Below are 13,221 nucleotides of genomic sequence, written 5' to 3' on the forward strand. Positions count from 1 at the left end.
AGAACCCGCAAGGCTCTCGGGACTTAGAACAGGCTAAGTTGGTCAGGGTTTGCGCGTTTTACAGTTTTTCGTCGGGTCGTTGGGCGCTTCCGACTGCCTAGCTTTTGGTGCACACCCCGCGCCACATCGCTGAACCCGATGCCGCGTTTGATCGACGTGATCTTGTCTTTGGCGGATTTGGTTGCCGACGTAAGGTCGATAATCGGCATTGGGTAATCGCGGCCCAGCACAAAATCCGACCGATCTAGAAACGTTTTTTCCCACGTCCATGGGGTATGAATTGCTTCGCGTGGAAGGTGAGCCAATTCAGGAACCCATTTTCGAATAAAGCGACCGTCTGGGTCGTGCTCTTGGGACTGTTTGATGGGGTTATAGACCCGCATCGTATTAATCCCCGTAACCCCAGATTGCATCTGCAGTTGGCTATAGTGAATGCCCGGCTCATAGTCGGTAAACAGACGCGCGAGATGTTGTCCCGTAACCCTCCAGTCGAGCCAGAGTTGGTAGCTGGCAAAACTGACCAACATCGCCCTCATGCGAAAGGTGATCCAACCTGTTGCCGTCAAATTCCGCATGCAGGCATCGACAAAGGGGAAACCTGTGCGTCCTTCGGCCCAGGCCGCGAAATGGGGATGGCTGTCGTCGTGTCGGTCAAGCGCTTCAAACGCAGGATGCATACAGTGCGTCTCAATCGAGGGCTGGTCCTCGATTTTCTGAACGAAATGACACCGCCACGCGAGCCGCGATCCAAAGGCGGAGAGATTTCGACCAAAAGACGCCGTATCAGCCGTGGTGAGTTGGTTGCGCCGTTTGCTAATGGATTGGACGACCTCGCGAACCGACATCGTGCCCCACGCAAGATGCGCCGACATGCGAGAGCAATGATAGTCCGATACAAGGGGAGAAGAGATATTGCGCAGATAACCGCGTGACCTGTTTGTCAGAAATGATCTCAGGTCCGCGATGGCCGCACGACGACCGCCAATTTGTGTGCTGCCGCTCAGGGGCGGACCGAATATTGGGTCGTCTTTTTCAGGCAGAGGTGATGAGTGCACATATGGTGCAGGCGCAAGGCGCTTCGGCTTTAGGATGAGTTTATCGGCCATGCGGCGGTTGCGGATCGCAGCCCAATCGTCGCGTGAGGCGAGTCGGCGCACTACGCCATTCGATGGCATCTCTTGCAAGGTAATCCCCTGAGAACGGCAAAAGCGGATCACGGCTCGGTCACGCCGATAGGTCCAGTCGTTCCCACTCTCCTCATGACATGAAATCCGAGCGATACCATGTTCGGCGTGCAATTGGGCTAAGACGTCGACCGCTGATCCGATCCGAATGATCAGCGGCTGGCCGAGCACGGTGAGATGTTCGTTCAGTTCGCTCAGGCAGTCATTGACAAAGTGCCAGTGTCGGCGAGATGCGTCGGGTTGGCGCCATAGGTCAGGCTCGACGATGTACAGCGGCACGACGGGCAGGCTAAGCTGCGATGCCGCATACAGCGGGGCGTGATCTTCGACCCGCAAGTCGCGTTTGAACCAAACGACATGAACTGCTGTTTTCATCGCTACACTTCTGTTGCTTAAAGCGCTGAGCTAGTCTTTGGCGCGCGCTAAACAACCTTTCCCGTTGACCGATGGCGCAGAACCGCATAGCGACGACGCCGCGCGGATGGCTGGATGACCGCGGGCCCTTGGGTCCGAGGAAAGTCCGGACACCAGAAGGCACGGTGCCGGGTAACGCCCGGCGGGGGTAACCCCAGGGAAAGCGCCACAGAGAACAGACTACCCTGCATGCAGGGAAAAGGTGAAACGGTGGGGTAAGAGCCCACCGCGGGACTGGCAACAGGACCGGCACGGCAAGCCCCACCGGGTGCAATGCCAAATAGGGACCTCGCGCCTCTTATGGGGCAGGGACGCCTAACCCCGAGAGGTCCGGGTTGGCAGCTAGAGGCGGTCTGGTAACAGATCGTCTAGATGAATGGTCATCCAGAGGGGAAACCCTTGGACAAAATCCGGCTTATAGGCCGTCCGCGCATAATCTTTACGTTTCCCATTACAATTGCGGTTGACTCGGGGGCGGGCGGCTGTAAAAGGCGGGCTTCATACGAATTCACGCGATGTGCCGTTCTGATAACGGCCCGCGATCAGGAGAGATGAGACATGGCGAAGCCGACCACTATCAAAATCCGCCTGAACTCCACCGCGGGTACTGGCCACTTCTACGTTACTAAGAAAAACGCACGCACAATGACCGAGAAAATGGTTGTCCGTAAGTACGACCCGGTTGTTCGCAAGCACGTCGAATACAAAGAAGGCAAGATTAAGTAATCTTACTCTTTGTCTAATCAACAACGATTGTAGACCGCGCGACACCAGCGCGGTCTTTTTCGTTGTACCGTTCTAATATGGGTATTGTCCGTGAATCGGTCCTATCGGACCTCGCCGCGATCACGCAACTTTGTAATCGTAGCTTTAATCTCCTTCTGACGGACGATTATGCGCCGTCCCTTATCGAACAGGCTGTGCCCTATATGGCGAGGCCGCCCGTCGATCTGATCATCCGCGGTCAGTATTACGTTTACGAACAGGATGGTGCGCTCTACGCCGCTGGTGGGTGGTCGCGTGAAGGGCCTAATACGTCAAAGATGCCCAAAGGCTATGGCACCGTCAGGATGCTTGTCGCTGATCCAGACCACGTGCGGCACGGCTGTGCCTCTGAAGTGTTCAACCAGATCATAGCGGCGAGCAGGCTTGCAGGCCTCAAGGGGCTCTACGGGCCTGCTACGCGCAACTCTGTCGGGTTCTTCCGGAACAAAGGTTTCGTTCTTTCAGGCGACGATATGCTCGACCTCAGTGGGGATGGATCGATTCTGTTTCCCGTGATTTGGCTGAAGCTTGATTTTTAGCCCGCGATGTTTTTGAGGATCGCCAGCACCTCTGCATGGATCTCTGCATTTGCCGCAGCAATGACACGGCCGCCGTTATGCGCAGGTTTGCCCTGCCAATCGGTAACAACGCCACCGGCGGCTTGGATCACGGCAATAGGCGCTTGGATGTCATAGGGCTGTAGGCCCGCCTCAATCACCAGATCAATCTGACCTGCGGCGAGCAGAGCGTAGGCATAGCAATCGCAGCCATAGCGGACCAATCGCGCCTTAGTAGCGACAGCAGTGAACCCGTCGCGCTCGTCAGTGCTGCCAACCTCTGGGAAGGTGGTAAAGACGATGGCCTCTGCCAGCGGACGTCCGGGGCGGGTCGAAAGCGCAGAGGTGCCCATAGGGCCTGTAATCTCGGCCAAGGTCGGTGCACCGATGAAACGCTCGCCGATATAGGGCTGATCGATCACGCCAACCACAGGGCCGCTCTGAGGCCCCACGGCGATCAAAACGCCCCACGTCGGCGTGCCTGACAAATAGCCCCGCGTGCCGTCAATCGGATCAAGAACCCAAGTCAGCCCCGTGATGCCCTCCTTTTTGCCGTATTCCTCGCCAAAGATCGCATCATCGGGACGTTCGCGTGCCAATACATCGCGCATCGCACGTTCTGCGGCGCGGTCGCCTTCGGTTACTGGGTCAAAATCGGCGGGACGTTTGTTGTCGGCATCCAGTCCCGCGCTGCGGAAGTAACGCAGGGTTTCGGGACGCGCCGCATCGGCAAGCAAATGGGCGACCCTGATGAGATCGCCCATAGTAGCTGTATCAATAGTATTCGACATGATGCGTCCCCTTTGTTCCGCTGCTGCGGTAACGCGGGGCGCGCCTATCGGTCAAGTGCTCAGGCGGCAGCGTCGCTCAGGACGCGGGCCAGATCGAACAAACGACGGCGCTGGGCTTCGGGAATCGCATAGTACGACCGCAGAAGCTCCAGTGCTTCTTTGTCCGACAGAATGTCGTTAGGCATGTTGCCTTCAGAGACCGGAGCATTGCTTTCCAGACCTTCAAAGAAGAACGACACATCGACGCCCAGCGCATGGGCGATGTCCCAAAGACGGGATGCGGAAACTCGGTTCATACCGGTTTCGTACTTCTGGATCTGCTGAAACTTGATGCCGACTTTTTCGGCAAGCTGCTGCTGCGTGGTGCCGATCATCCAACGACGATGCCGGACGCGTTTACCGACATGGATATCAACGGGATGGCTCATAGGGTTTCCTCTCGGGTTTTCGCCTAGCACTCACACTTCGCACTGTTGCCCCATCAACAGTCGAAGGCCGTTTTCGTGCGCGACGATTTTTTGTTTTGACGCCTGATAGTAAACACGTAACGGTTGCGTTTTGAACCTGACCTTTAGGACAGGTTGTATCGCTCTTTCGCTCAGTGACTGTGCGATAGTCCACACCAACGCACATGTTGGCGAGAAGGATTTGATCCTTTAGGCTATGGAAAAAGCCGTTAACATCAAGGAGTCCCGCCGTATGAAAGCCTTTCAAGTCGTCGATTTTGACAGCCCCGCCCAGTTGGTCGAGATCGACGTGCCGCAACCAGCGGCTGGAGAGGTTTCTTTGCGGATAGAAGCCTGTGGGTTGAATTTCGCCGACATGCTGATGACCAAGGGCAAATATCAGGACACGCCAAAACCGCCGTTCACTCTGGGGCTTGAGGTCTGCGGTGTGGTGACAGCGCAGGGTGAGGGTGTCACCTGGCCAGAGGTCGGACAACGCGTAGCCGTTTTTGGCGGGCAGGGCGGTCTGGCAGAGCATGGCGTATTTCCTGCGGACCGCTGTATCGCTGTGCCCGATGCGATGCCTTCGACGCAAGCTGCAGGATTCATGGTGGCCTATGGCACCTCGCACCTCGCGCTCACGCGGCGGGGACGATTAAAGGCGGGTGAGACGCTCGTTGTCTTGGGCGCTGCAGGGGGCGTCGGTCTGACAGCGGTCGAGATTGGTAAACAACTCGGTGCGCGGGTGATTGCTGTGGCACGCGGCGCCGATAAGCTGGCCATAGCAAAGGCAGCGGGCGCGGATCACCTGATCGACGCAGATGCCGATCTGGCGGCTGAGCTAAAGGCGCTGGGCGGTATAGATGTGGCCTATGACGCGGTCGGGGGCGATAGCTTTACCGCCGCGCTCAAGGCCGCCAAGCGCGAGGCTCGTCTCTTGGCGATCGGATTCGCCAGTGGGGACGTGCCGCAAGTGCCCGCCAATCACCTCTTGGTCAAAAACGTCGATGTGATTGGCGTCTATTGGGGTGGCTATCTGAAATTTGCGCCTGAGGCTCTGACCGAAAGCCTCGCCGAGTTGCTCGACTGGTATGCGCAGGGGCGGCTAAAGCCACATGTGAGCCATGTCCTCCCCCTCGATCAAGCGGCGGAGGGGATCGCCCTGCTCGCCTCTCGCAAATCCACGGGCAAGGTCGTGATTACGCCGTGACGCTGTAAGCCTTCGTCAGAAGGTCCGCGAGGCTGGGGATCACTGGCGAATTACGGCCCTTCTGGATGTAGAGGTTGATATTCGTCACAGGCAGATCGGGCAGGGCGCCATTGTGGTCAATCTCTGCCAGTTGCGGCGGCTCTGTCCCCTTGAGCATCGTATGAATGGCGAGGTCGGCGGCGACCGTCGCCTCTGCGGTCCGCGTAGAATCTGTGTCGAGTGCCATCTGCCAAGGTAGGTTTGCCTCGTCCAAACTGCGCTGGGCGATTTGGCGGAAAATGCAATGGGCCTCATGTGCCAACCGTAGTGGTCGATTGCGATAGGCAGTCCCCTCGGGCGCGCCGATCCAGACCAGAGGCACTGACCGCAACAGCGTTGCATCTTCGGGCGTTCCGTATTCGGTGGTCAACAGCACGTCGATCTCGTGCCGTTCGAACTGTTCTTTCATCTGTTTTGTGTAGGACGAAATCAGTCGCACCTGCATCCGTGGGAAATCCATCGAAAACTGGCGCAGAACAGGCGGCAGCACTGGGTAGACGATGTCATGCGGCACGCCCAAGGTGATCTCTCCCTCGTAGCTGTCTGCCGTTAAACGACCCAAGGCCTCGTCATTCAGGTCTAGCATCTTTCGCGCATAGCCGAGCAGTTGTTCGCCTTCGGAGGTGGGGCGAATGGTGCGCTCTGACCGATCTAAGAGCGACAGTCCCAGATTTTCCTCGAGCCGTTTGAGCTGCATCGACACGGCCGATTGCGTCAGGTTCAGCAGGGTCGCCGCACGGGTCACACCCCCTGTTTCAGCAACGGTTGCAAAGGCGCGTAGGGCAGTCAGGTCGAGATTTCGGGCCATGATCACAATCCGTGATGGTTTGCTTCAAATACATTCATTTTCATTATGCAATTCTGGCGTGCAGTATCAAGAAAAATGATGAACCCCATGTTTGTATCACGAAAGGAAATGACATGTCTGACCTGTGCTGTAACCCCGCCCTCGCAGATAACCGCCCTGCCTTCCGTCGGTTCTGGAGCGTGATCCTCCGTGCCATTGGTCTGCGGCGGAGCCGTCGCCAGCTCAGTGCTCTCGATGATCATATGCTGGCGGATATTGGTGTGACGCGTCAGGACGCGATGGCCGAAGCAGAGCGCTCCGTTTGGGACGCGCAAGATCATTGGACACGTTCGACATTTTGATCGAGCATAAAGCCTTGAATCCTCGCACCTCCATGCCAATATGGTAACCAAAGCCCCATTGGGGCACCACCACAGCTACTCTTGGAGGATTTTATGGCTGATTTCCGCACGATGCGCGCCAATGCCGGTGTCCGCACCGCTGCCATTGACGAGGGTCTTCGTACCCACATGAACAAAGTCTATGCGACGATGTCTGTCGGCACCCTGCTGACCTTTATCGTTGCTTGGGCCTTCGGGACGAGCGATGCGCTTTTCTCGATCCTGCGTGACCCGCGGACCCTGCAGCCCAACATTCTGGGCTGGATCGTTATGTTCGCGCCGCTGGGCATGGTGTTCTTCTTTGGCGCTGCGTTGAATCGCCTGTCGGCTGCTGGTGCGCAGCTTTACTTCTACGCCTACGCATCCGTCATGGGTCTGTCGATGTCGTGGATCTTTATGGCCTTCACAGGCGTATCGATCGCGCAGGTTTTCTTGATCACGTCGATCGCCTTTGCGGGTCTGTCGCTGGTTGGTTACACCACCAAAAAAGACCTGAGCGGTATGGGCTCGTTCCTTGTGATGGGTGTAATTGGCCTTCTGGTCGCGATGATCGTCAACATGTTCCTGCAGTCGCCTGCGATCGCATACGCAGTGTCGATCCTCGGCGTTCTGATCTTTGCTGGTCTGACTGCATATGACACCCAGAAGATCAAAAACGATTACATCCAGCACGCGTATGCGATGGATCAGGAATGGTTGGGCAAAGCCGCTATCATGGGCGCGCTGAACCTCTACCTCGACTTCATCAACATGTTCATGTTCTTGCTGCAACTTTTCGGCAATCGCGATTAATCGAACCTGAACACAACACACTCAAAGGCCGCCTCAGGGCGGCCTTTTCGTTTGGATAGGTCCCGCGATCATTTGGTTAAACGTGGTGCAAATTCAGGTTGAAGTGTCGTTGATGGTAACAGATCACCAGTCAAGGACTCGCGCGGCACGATGTTTTACAGAATTTATGCCATCAAATTTGGGTCCCAGCCGACGTCAAAACTCGCGGCTGCGTTCTTTACAGAATCCTTGGAAAAAGACGGTGATCGTCTACCAATCCTGACCGCAGAAATCCTCTTTGACGCAGAGGGGAGCATTGTTCTCCAAGTTGGTTGCGCCTCTTTGAATGACATGAACAAGTTCACCCGCTACGGCGACGCGCTGATTGAACAACTGAGGCACAGCTTTACCTGCAAGGTCGAAAAATACTCGACGATCTCGGTGTTCAAATACGAACGCCAGAACGCGCCCGTTGCTCTTTAAGACTGACGGGTCTGATAAAGCACTGTAGACTGGGGCGGACACTCCAGACGGGACAAACATGACACAAACACTGATCAAAGGCGCAACCATCCTGACGATGGACGATGATGCGCGTGAATTTACGGGCGATGTTTTGATCGATGGCGGTGTGATCACCGCAGTTGGTCCAGATCTGCCGCAAGGGGACGCAAAGGTCGTCCATGCAGAGGGATGCCTTCTGACGCCCGGTTTGGTGAACACGCACCACCACCTTTATCAAACGCTCACCCGCGCGGTGCCTGGTGGACAGGATGCGCTGCTCTTTGGGTGGCTGAAAACGCTCTATCCGATTTGGTCGCGGTTCGGCCCAGAGGAAATGTATGTTTCGGCCTCTATTGGCCTTGCGGAATTGGCGCTGTCGGGCTGCACTCTGACCTCGGATCACCTTTATCTTTATCCGAACGGGTCGCGGTTGGATGATACCATCGCAGCGGCCCAAGATATCGGGATGCGGTTCCACCCCACACGCGGCGCGATGAGCATTGGCGAAAGCAACGGTGGCCTGCCGCCCGATAGCCTTGTGGAACAAGAACCCGCGATCCTAGAGGACTGCATTCGTGTTGTGGACACCTTCCATGATGCCCGCGACGGGGCGATGGTTCGTGTGGGGATTGCACCCTGTTCGCCGTTCTCGGTGACGCGTGATCTAATGCGGGATGCGGCGATCCTTGCGCGGGATAAGGGCGTGATGCTGCACACACACCTTGCCGAAAATGATGAGGACATTGCCTATAGCCTTGAGATGTTTGGCTGCCGTCCGGGGCAATATGCCGAAGACCTTGGCTGGACCGGATCGGACGTGTGGCATGCGCATTGCGTCAAACTCGACGGGTCAGAAATTGATATGTTCGCCCGTTCACGCACAGGTGTGGCCCATTGCCCCTGTTCTAACTGTCGCCTTGGGTCGGGGATCGCACCGCTTCGCGATATACGGGACGCGGGCGTGCCTGTCGGTCTTGGCGTCGATGGATCGGCGAGCAACGATGCGGGCAATCTGATTGCCGAGGCGCGTCAGGCGATGCTCCTCCAACGAGTTGCACGCGGGGCAGACGCTATGTCATCGCGCGAGGCGCTGTGGATCGCGACACGCGGCGGGGCAGAGGTTCTGGGCCGTCACGACTGTGGTCAAATCGCGGTCGGTAAACGGGCCGACATCGCGATCTGGGACATGAACGGGATTGAGGCTGCAGGTAGCTGGGATAAGGCGGCGATTTTGCTTGCGGGGCCAACTCGTGTTAAGGAACTCTTTGTAGAAGGGCGTCAGATTGTTCAAGGCGGCCATTTGGTGTCGATTGACCTTGAGCAGATGATCGGACGGCAAAACCGTTTGGCAAAGGCGCTCATTCAATAAACGAAACGGCTTTGGGGGCATTGCCATGCGTTACACATTACTCACCGCTGCATCGATTGCCGCATTGTCTGGCTGCGTCGTGGTGCCGATCCCGCTCGGCCCTGCGACACCAGACATGAGCAGTATCACCATCACCCCTGCGACCACGGGCTTTGGCAAAATGCTCGTTGATTTTCGGGCGCAGAACGGGCTGGGTCCGGTTGAGGAAAACGCAGTGCTGACCGCGACAGCCAATGCCTATGCGCGCACCTTGGTCGAGGCGGGTTCGCACGAACACCGTGGGCCTGACGGGTCTATGCCGTGGGATCGCGCCAAAGCGCAGGGCTATTGTTCGGGCTATGTCGCAGAGAACATCGCTTGGGGCCAGCGGTCCGAGGCGGAGGTGTTCAACGCGTGGCTCTCATCGCCAGGGCATCGGGCGAATATGCTGCTCGACGGGATCGCGCGGTTTGGACTTGGTCGGTATCAGAACGAATGGGTTCTGGTGCTTGGTGGGCCGTGTTAAACGGCCCGACCTGCCACCCAAACATCACGAATAGCCCGATCATCGCCCATCATGATGGTCGGGAACAGTGCGTCCCAAATGTCATTTGCGCGGGCGCTGCGTTGCGAAATCACTGGGGTTGAGGCCAGATCAATCACCGTGATGTCGGCTTTTGCGCCAACGCCCAAATGACCGATTTGCCCCGACATTTGCAGAGCTGATGCGGACCCCTCGGTTGCAAGCCACATCAATTGGCTGGGGTGCACGGCGACCCCACGCAGTTGGGCAATCTCATAGGCCGCAGCCATCGTCCGCAGCATCGAAAAATTCGACCCGCCGCCTGTGTCCGTGGCAAGCCCGATACGGATCGTCGTTTGCGCAAGGCCCATTAGGTCGAACAGCCCCGACCCGATAAAAGTGTTGGATGTCGGACAATGCACCACCGAGGCGCCAACCTCTGACAGGCGGGCAATCTCACGCTCAGTCAGGTGGATCGCGTGACCATAAAGGCCACCTTTGCCCAGCAGTCCGAACCGTTCGTAGGTGTCCAAATAATCGTGGCACTCAGGGAAGAGCGATTTCACCCACTCAATCTCGGGGAGCTGTTCGCTCAGGTGCGTTTGCATCAGGCAATCTGGGTGTTCGGCCCAAAGAGCACCCAGCGCCTCTAGCTGTTCAGGTGTCGAGGTCGGTGAAAACCGTGGCGTGATCGCATAGGTGTTGCGCCCGACGCCGTGCCATTTTTCTAGCAATCGCTTGCTGTCGTCATAAGCGGACTGCGCCGTATCGCGCAGCGTGTCTGGTGCGTTACGGTCCATGCAGGTCTTGCCCGCAACAACCGCCATCCCGCGTGCCGTCGCCGCCCCGAAAAACGCATCCACCGATTCTGGGTGGATGGTGCAAAAGCTCGTCAGGGTCGTCGTCCCATGCGCCAAGGCGAGGTCGAGCGTCCGTCCCGCGACCTCCTCTGCATAGGTCAAATCATGGAACCGCGATTCTTCGGGGAAGGTGTATGTGTTCAGCCAATCGATCAGTTGTTTGCCCCAAGACGCAATAATGCCCGTTTGGGGATAGTGCATATGGGCATCAACAAAACCTGCGGTGATCAACGCATCGCCATAATCAGTCACGGGCACGTCGGGATGGGCGCAGCGCAGGTCATCTGCTTCGCCCACGGCAGCGATTGTATCGCCGTCGATCAGCACCGCTCCGCGAGAAGAATGATGGCTAACTTCTTCCCACGCTGAGGAAAAAGGATTGCCCGAATAGGAGAGCGTTTGCCCGATGAGGAGATGTTTTGTCATACTGTCATGCTAATCTGATCAAACCTTTGCGTAAATCGCAGAAAAGCAGCCTCTATGTGTTGTGACCGCACGGCAAATACGTATTTTGGGGGCAACAAACGGGGGCGTCATGGCCGAGCTGATCGAAGACCACGAAGAAGAGGCATTTGGTGTCACAGAAAGTCTCGTTGACGGGGTTCTCGAGGCTGTTGATGCGGGCGATGCCGAGCAGGTCGATTTCCTGCTCGATCCCTTGCACCCTGCGGACATCGCCCATGTGATCGAACAGATCTCGCCGCGCGAACGGCGGGACCTGCTGGATGTCTGGAAGGGCGGGATGGACGGGGAAATCCTGTCCGAACTCGACGAAGGTATCCGCGAAGAGATCATCGAAAGCCTCGCGCCTGCAGAACTGGCTGAAGCTTTCCGTGAACTCGAATCCGATGACGTTGTTGACCTTGTTGAATACCTCGATGAGGACCAACAAGAAGCGGTTCTGGATGTTCTTGAGGGACCAGAGCGGGTCGTTGTCGAAAAGGCGCTCGCTTATCCCGAAGAATCTGCTGGCCGCCACATGCAGGTCGAAATCGTCCGCGCGCCCGAACATTGGACGGTTGGCGAAACGATTGATTTCATGCGGTCGGGTATCGATCTGCCAGATCAGTTTTACCATGTTGTGCTGGTCGATCCCAAGATTAAACCCGTGGCCTATGCGACCCTCGGCCGTATCCTGTCTTCTCCCCGCAGCGCGAAACTGCGTGACATTTGCGAGGACAGCTTCCGCGTCTTTGACGTGAACGATACGGCGGCGGATGTGGCCCATGCGTTCAACCACTACCACCTCATTTCGGCGCCTGTCGTAGACGAAGATGACCGTCTCGTCGGTGTGATTACCATCGACGACGCGATGACCCTTCTGGACGAAGAACACGAAGAAGACATCCTGCGTCTTGCAGGTGTGGGCGAAGGGAGCCTGTCGGACAGCGTGCTCGAGACCACGCGTCAGCGCCTTCCGTGGCTCGGCGTGAACCTCGTGACGGCGATCCTCGCGTCTATGGTCATCAGCCTGTTTGAGACGACGATTTCGGGGCTCGTGGCCTTAGCCGTGTTGATGCCGATTGTAGCATCGATGGGCGGCAACGCGGGCACGCAATCGTTGACAGTTGCCGTGCGTGCGATGGCGACACGTGACCTGACAGGATCGAACGTTTGGCGCGTGATCCGCAAAGAGATGATGGTCGGTCTTTTGAACGGATTGGTCTTTGCGGTGCTCATGGGCTTGGTCGGTTACGTCTGGTTCGGCACGCCTATGCTGGGTGTGGTCCTCGCGCTGGCGATGGTTATCAACCTTGTGGTCGCTGGGCTTGCTGGCACGATGGTGCCTGTCGCGCTCGAACGTGCTGGTGTCGACCCTGCACTGGCCTCTGGTGCCTTTGTGACCACGGTGACAGATGTCGTCGGGTTCTTTGCTTTCCTTGGCTTGGCTGGATGGATGCTCCTATGACGCTTGATGAACAGAAGGCTGCGGCCCGCGTTGCCGCCTTTGCCCGCCGCAAAGAGGCCCATCAAGCGGGCGTCGGCACATCCGCGCATCTTTCAGAGGTCCTCGCGGGGTATCGTGGCGTGCCGCTCGCAGGCTACATGCCGATGCGGACCGAGATTGATCCGTTGCCCGCAATGGCCGAAGCCGCAGCGCACGGCCCTGTCGGGGTGCCTGTGATCATGGGAGCCGCAACGCCGCTCGAGTTCCGCCAGTGGGAACCTGACTGCGCCCTCATCGCGGGAGAGTTCGGCGCAATGGTCCCCGAAAGCGGGGAGTGGATCGAGCCAGAGATCCTCATCGTACCCCTTGTCGCGTTTTCGCGGACAGGCGGTCGTCTAGGCTACGGCGGTGGCTTCTATGATCGCACGCTTGAGCAATTGCGCGCCAAACGCGCGACACTTGCGATCGGGTTTGCCTATAGCGCCCAAGAGGATGCCAATATCCCGCTCGAACCCGTAGACCAGCCATTGAACCTGATTGTCACCGAAAACGGTGTGATCGAGGTCGGGTAAAGGGCAGGGGGCGCTGCCCCCTCTGGGCCTTTGGCCCATTCACCCCCGGGATATTTGAGGCACAAAGGCAGAGTTCAGAGCGGCGGAGGTTGCGCATTTATTGGCACGGGCCTAGAGGTATTTCATGAAAATACTCTTTCTTGGCGATGTAATGGGTCGTG

15 protein-coding genes and 1 other RNA gene are annotated in these 13,221 nt (G+C 57.4%); 11 read left to right on the forward strand and 5 right to left on the reverse strand.

Features of this window, described 5'->3' with window-relative positions; all coding sequences use genetic code 11:
* Positions 1-23: 23 nt before the first annotated feature.
* Positions 24-1,559: an FAD-binding domain-containing protein gene (locus tag AC07ED_RS01895; RefSeq protein ID WP_105234724.1), complete on the reverse strand. Its 1,536-nt coding sequence runs from the start codon at positions 1,557-1,559 to the stop codon at positions 24-26.
* 102 nt (positions 1,560-1,661) lie between these two features.
* Between AC07ED_RS01895 and rnpB the strand changes: the two genes are divergently transcribed.
* The 3 genes from rnpB (at position 1,662) to AC07ED_RS01910 (ending at position 2,902) form a co-directional block, all read left to right on the forward strand.
* Positions 1,662-2,032, forward strand: an RNA gene (gene rnpB / locus AC07ED_RS01900) — RNase P RNA component class A.
* Positions 2,033-2,156: 124 nt separating this feature from the next.
* Complete coding sequence (rpmG, locus tag AC07ED_RS01905; protein WP_007814563.1) at positions 2,157-2,324, forward strand: 50S ribosomal protein L33; 168 nt, start codon at positions 2,157-2,159, stop codon at positions 2,322-2,324.
* A gap of 77 nt (positions 2,325-2,401) precedes the next feature.
* Positions 2,402-2,902 carry a GNAT family N-acetyltransferase gene (locus AC07ED_RS01910; RefSeq protein WP_105234725.1) on the forward strand — a complete coding sequence of 167 codons (501 nt, stop codon included), beginning with the start codon at positions 2,402-2,404 and terminating at the stop codon, positions 2,900-2,902.
* Here the strand turns inward: AC07ED_RS01910 and AC07ED_RS01915 are convergent.
* Complete coding sequence (locus AC07ED_RS01915; protein WP_105234726.1) at positions 2,899-3,711, reverse strand: inositol monophosphatase family protein; 813 nt, start codon at positions 3,709-3,711, stop codon at positions 2,899-2,901. The genes AC07ED_RS01910 and AC07ED_RS01915 overlap by 4 nt on opposite strands.
* Positions 3,712-3,770: 59 nt before the next feature.
* Complete coding sequence (locus tag AC07ED_RS01920) at positions 3,771-4,139, reverse strand: helix-turn-helix domain-containing protein (protein ID WP_067546062.1); 369 nt, start codon at positions 4,137-4,139, stop codon at positions 3,771-3,773.
* Between the two features lie 271 nt (positions 4,140-4,410).
* On the opposite strand from AC07ED_RS01920, the gene AC07ED_RS01925 reads away from it, so the two are divergent.
* Complete coding sequence (locus tag AC07ED_RS01925) at positions 4,411-5,367, forward strand: NADPH:quinone oxidoreductase family protein (RefSeq protein WP_105236320.1); 957 nt, start codon at positions 4,411-4,413, stop codon at positions 5,365-5,367.
* On the opposite strand, the gene AC07ED_RS01930 is transcribed toward AC07ED_RS01925, so the two are convergent.
* Positions 5,357-6,214 carry a LysR family transcriptional regulator gene (locus AC07ED_RS01930; RefSeq protein WP_105234727.1) on the reverse strand — a complete coding sequence of 286 codons (858 nt, stop codon included), beginning with the start codon at positions 6,212-6,214 and terminating at the stop codon, positions 5,357-5,359. The genes AC07ED_RS01925 and AC07ED_RS01930 overlap by 11 nt on opposite strands.
* Before the next feature lie 113 nt (positions 6,215-6,327).
* Between AC07ED_RS01930 and AC07ED_RS01935 the strand changes: the two genes are divergently transcribed.
* The 5 genes from AC07ED_RS01935 (at position 6,328) to AC07ED_RS01955 (ending at position 9,743) form a co-directional block, all read left to right on the forward strand.
* Positions 6,328-6,555 (forward strand): DUF1127 domain-containing protein, encoded by a 228-nt coding sequence (locus AC07ED_RS01935; RefSeq protein WP_105234728.1) that lies wholly within the window; start codon positions 6,328-6,330, stop codon positions 6,553-6,555.
* A 93-nt stretch (positions 6,556-6,648) separates the two neighbouring features.
* Positions 6,649-7,386, forward strand: a complete 738-nt coding sequence (locus AC07ED_RS01940; RefSeq protein WP_105234729.1) for a Bax inhibitor-1/YccA family protein — start codon at positions 6,649-6,651, stop codon at positions 7,384-7,386.
* Between the two features lie 150 nt (positions 7,387-7,536).
* Positions 7,537-7,848 (forward strand): hypothetical protein, encoded by a 312-nt coding sequence (locus tag AC07ED_RS01945; RefSeq protein WP_105234730.1) that lies wholly within the window; start codon positions 7,537-7,539, stop codon positions 7,846-7,848.
* Between the two features lie 58 nt (positions 7,849-7,906).
* Positions 7,907-9,238: an 8-oxoguanine deaminase gene (locus tag AC07ED_RS01950; RefSeq protein WP_105234731.1), complete on the forward strand. Its 1,332-nt coding sequence runs from the start codon at positions 7,907-7,909 to the stop codon at positions 9,236-9,238.
* 25 nt (positions 9,239-9,263) lie between these two features.
* Complete coding sequence (locus AC07ED_RS01955; RefSeq protein ID WP_067546051.1) at positions 9,264-9,743, forward strand: CAP domain-containing protein; 480 nt, start codon at positions 9,264-9,266, stop codon at positions 9,741-9,743.
* On the opposite strand, the gene guaD is transcribed toward AC07ED_RS01955, so the two are convergent.
* Positions 9,740-11,026 (reverse strand): guanine deaminase, encoded by a 1,287-nt coding sequence (gene guaD / locus AC07ED_RS01960; RefSeq protein WP_105234732.1) that lies wholly within the window; start codon positions 11,024-11,026, stop codon positions 9,740-9,742. The two genes, AC07ED_RS01955 and guaD, sit on opposite strands and share 4 nt — an antisense overlap.
* A gap of 109 nt (positions 11,027-11,135) precedes the next feature.
* Here guaD and mgtE point away from each other — a divergent pair, with 109 nt between their 5' ends.
* A complete protein-coding gene (mgtE, locus tag AC07ED_RS01965) occupies positions 11,136-12,509 on the forward strand; it encodes a magnesium transporter (protein WP_105234733.1) in 1,374 nt (457 codons plus the stop codon).
* On the forward strand, positions 12,506-13,060 hold the full coding sequence (locus tag AC07ED_RS01970; protein WP_105234734.1) for a 5-formyltetrahydrofolate cyclo-ligase: 555 nt from the start codon (positions 12,506-12,508) through the stop codon (positions 13,058-13,060). Before mgtE ends, AC07ED_RS01970 begins: the two co-directional genes overlap by 4 nt.
* The last annotated feature ends 161 nt before the right edge of the window (positions 13,061-13,221 follow it).

The organism is Aestuarium zhoushanense (assembly GCF_056431045.1).

Bases quoted from the DNA above. Each gene is read 5' to 3' on its own strand.
- AC07ED_RS01895 (WP_105234724.1), bottom strand. From the start codon at position 1,559: ATGAAAACAGCAGTTCATGTCGTTTGGTTCAAACGCGACTTGCGGGTC.
- rpmG (WP_007814563.1), top strand. From the start codon at position 2,157: ATGGCGAAGCCGACCACTATCAAAATCCGCCTGAACTCCACCGCGGGT.
- AC07ED_RS01910 (WP_105234725.1), top strand. From the start codon at position 2,402: ATGGGTATTGTCCGTGAATCGGTCCTATCGGACCTCGCCGCGATCACG.
- AC07ED_RS01915 (WP_105234726.1), bottom strand. From the start codon at position 3,711: ATGTCGAATACTATTGATACAGCTACTATGGGCGATCTCATCAGGGTC.
- AC07ED_RS01920 (WP_067546062.1), bottom strand. From the start codon at position 4,139: ATGAGCCATCCCGTTGATATCCATGTCGGTAAACGCGTCCGGCATCGT.
- AC07ED_RS01925 (WP_105236320.1), top strand. From the start codon at position 4,411: ATGAAAGCCTTTCAAGTCGTCGATTTTGACAGCCCCGCCCAGTTGGTC.
- AC07ED_RS01930 (WP_105234727.1), bottom strand. From the start codon at position 6,214: ATGGCCCGAAATCTCGACCTGACTGCCCTACGCGCCTTTGCAACCGTT.
- AC07ED_RS01935 (WP_105234728.1), top strand. From the start codon at position 6,328: ATGTCTGACCTGTGCTGTAACCCCGCCCTCGCAGATAACCGCCCTGCC.
- AC07ED_RS01940 (WP_105234729.1), top strand. From the start codon at position 6,649: ATGGCTGATTTCCGCACGATGCGCGCCAATGCCGGTGTCCGCACCGCT.
- AC07ED_RS01945 (WP_105234730.1), top strand. From the start codon at position 7,537: ATGTTTTACAGAATTTATGCCATCAAATTTGGGTCCCAGCCGACGTCA.
- AC07ED_RS01950 (WP_105234731.1), top strand. From the start codon at position 7,907: ATGACACAAACACTGATCAAAGGCGCAACCATCCTGACGATGGACGAT.
- AC07ED_RS01955 (WP_067546051.1), top strand. From the start codon at position 9,264: ATGCGTTACACATTACTCACCGCTGCATCGATTGCCGCATTGTCTGGC.
- guaD (WP_105234732.1), bottom strand. From the start codon at position 11,026: ATGACAAAACATCTCCTCATCGGGCAAACGCTCTCCTATTCGGGCAAT.
- mgtE (WP_105234733.1), top strand. From the start codon at position 11,136: ATGGCCGAGCTGATCGAAGACCACGAAGAAGAGGCATTTGGTGTCACA.
- AC07ED_RS01970 (WP_105234734.1), top strand. From the start codon at position 12,506: ATGACGCTTGATGAACAGAAGGCTGCGGCCCGCGTTGCCGCCTTTGCC.